Source organism: Zhongshania aquatica (assembly GCF_027257955.1).
GTDB classification, from domain to species: Bacteria; Pseudomonadota; Gammaproteobacteria; order Pseudomonadales; family Spongiibacteraceae; genus Spongiibacter; species Spongiibacter aquatica.
The window spans coordinates 1-2,793 of record NZ_JANZNQ010000066.1 but is presented as its reverse complement, the minus strand read 5'-3'; the positions used below and the strand labels follow the sequence as shown (position 1 = coordinate 2,793).

The following is a 2,793-nucleotide window of genomic DNA, read 5'->3' as shown; positions in this document are numbered from 1 at the left end:
ACTCAGTTGGACCGCTTTCACTTTGAATTCATCTGAATACTGCCAGGTCTTTCTTGGCTTTGTGTATTTTGGCATAGGACACCTCATCTATTAGATTTTGGTGTCCGTTAAATTGGGACAAGATCAGCGGCTGAAGTGCTGCAACTTGTTATGTCTGTAGTTAATATGTGAATCCTTTACCAATTTCAGAGAACAGCCATATTGTTCCATAACCTTTATATTCATGACGATATTCAATTACCTTCTCAACGTTTTCCCCTACAAAATAAACGTAAAACTCTCGATCATGGCCCGAGCTCTTTATCGGTATTGGCAAGAGAAGCCAAATGGTGATGCCCTTGGAGTATGTTAATCCAGATCTATAGTAATAAACCTCGCGATCGTTCACGTATAAAACTTTATGAGGATTACCGATTTTTTCTATGAGTTCGCTTCTTGATAACGTATAGGACTCATTCGTGGAATCTAAATGCAATTTTGCGCCCGAGGAATGCTGGATCAATACAGTTCTTCCACTTTCGCCCCACGTTTTTCTGTTGGTTAGATTATATGGAGCATAAACCTCTTGCTTAAGAGTCGAATGTATCTCGACGCCTACGCAACCAGTTAAAATCGCCGTCGAAAAAAGAGTGAGTATTCTCGTGAAAATCATAGTGACATAACGACCCAGATCAGGCGACCGCTGTCGTAGAGCGACGAGAGGAGCGGCGCGGTAGCGGGTCGACCTGAAGCGCCGTGTTATGTTTTGTAGGCTAAAGAGCATTGCGCAACTCCTTTGCAAAGGACTCTACTGTCATGATTGAGCGCCCCGCTTCCGATTTGTCAATTACCAGAGCAACCCCCTCTTTGTTTTTTCCATTGCGATGGACAATGTCGTGCCTTGTGGCTGTAATTGCACATATGCTTTCAATATTTATACTTAATTTACTCTCAATTATGCCACTAATAATATTTATTGCTTTTGGAATGTCATGAAAGAGGTTATCTGAGAGCTTACGTAAAACAAACTTCTTTATACCATCATGCTCTAGTGATATATCACCCAGCTTGAATCTAGAGTCACTAAATGGTTTAACGTTTTTAATGGTGTTTTTTAAAAATCCTTCATTAGATATGATTAAAGCCTTAACCATATCTTCTAAATATACTTCTAAAATTGTAACAGCATGAGCGTATACCATTTTACATAATGTTGGATTATTTAAACCGGCTTGGGAATTCTCTAATAGTTGTTTTAAGTTTGAAATTTCTTGATAGAAAATTTTATCTACGTCATTCAATGTAAGATAAAGATAGTAGTCATATTCATCTTGCTCCCAAGCTTCTTGCTCTAATCTCGCTTGGTTTTCGCAATAATCTTCGAAAGCTTGAACAGCCTCATTCCATGCATCAGAACCTTCTTCGCCTGCATCATCCCCGTAATTCTCTTCGATCCATTCGTACATGGCTTGGTTATCCATGTACTCCATCCATTCTTCTTTTACTCTTCCCATGACTATTTCTCTACAAGCAACTTAGAAACATAACGCCGTGTTTTGGGGCGCCGGAGCGCCAGCGGAGGCGTCCCAGCAGCGCGGGCCTTTTCGAGCTGCGACAACAACACCTTGTTAAGTGGATTGGTTGTCTAATAGGTTATAGTTAATCAAATACTCTCTTCCTGTAGACGTAAGCTCAAAAAGCTTTTCGTCATCAAGAGTAATCCCAGCACCTGCGAGGTGTTTATTACTAACTAGCTGATCAATTATATAGCGTACTTTATCCAAATGTAGTCTAGTTTTATTTGCCAAGTCTGAGGCTGTATGCCCCTCGCCATCTGGCAATCCCACGAAGAATCTTAGTATTTTTTCTTGATCGTCAGTCAAACGATTTGCAGAGGATTTGCTATAAATCGCCTGGTTGCCTGTGCCACGACCCGTAAAAACTATCCCCAAATAATCGCCAGAATCTACTTTTTTCTTAAACTGCTTTCCAAGCTTATGTTTGAGAGCGTTATCTAATGTTGCCCAAGTATCTTTAGTATACAAATCGGAGAGCTGGAATTCTCCATCTGCGCGATTCCTCAAGGCATTTTGCGCAACTTGCTCAAGTTCACTTTCGCTAGGACTGTCGCTTCCCCTTAAGTTGTCTCTTTCGTTTCTAAGCTCCTCTATTTCTTCCTTTAGCTTCTTCCTGACGTCGTCATCTTCTATTTTATTTAGTTCAACATCTCGCTTCGCGCGATCAATAAGCTCGGCTTCCTCTGCAGAAAGTAACTCAGATCGGGCAAACTCCAAGCGTTTCTTCTTTGCTAGCAATTTGCTTTCTGACTCGGCTTGAAGTCCATTTTTAAGCTCGATGGGCTTTATGCTGGCAAAAATAAATACCAAGCTAATCCAAGGATATAAGACAGCAAATAATGTAGAAATGATAAGTGGATGGACTAGGAGAGTGTCAAAGCTAGTATTAGTTTCAAAATATGAAAATCGTTCGAGCACATCAGTGCTGGAAGTAAACAAATAAAAAATCGGCTTCCAATTTATCGCCACAAACGAAAAAGAAAAATACCCTAGAAAGGGGCTTCGTACTCGTGATTCTATCGCTTCCAATATCTCTTTCATCTGATTTCCACTTAACGCCGGTGTAATTTGCCGAGTGGAGCGAAGCGTAGCGAGGTCAAATTGACACCTTTGTGTACGCCCAGCATGGGCATGAACTAATGAGGTGAAAGTCCTCTGTAGGAAGGTCACCATCCTTAGCGATTTATGATCGTTATTAGATGTTAACTACTAGCGAATGGCAAGGGCTTGACCGCGA

General features: G+C 41.0%; 2 protein-coding genes. Both read right to left on the bottom strand.

Translation table 11 applies throughout. The features are described from left to right. Positions 1 to 752 precede the first annotated feature (752 nt). A complete protein-coding gene (locus O9X78_RS20505) occupies positions 753 to 1,493 on the bottom strand; it encodes a HEPN domain-containing protein (protein ID WP_269621549.1) in 741 nt (246 codons plus the stop codon). Positions 1,494 to 1,607: 114 nt separating this feature from the next. Next, positions 1,608 to 2,597, bottom strand: coding sequence for a DUF1413 domain-containing protein (locus O9X78_RS20500; RefSeq protein ID WP_269621548.1), 990 nt, complete (start codon positions 2,595 to 2,597; stop codon positions 1,608 to 1,610). Positions 2,598 to 2,793: the final 196 nt, after the last annotated feature.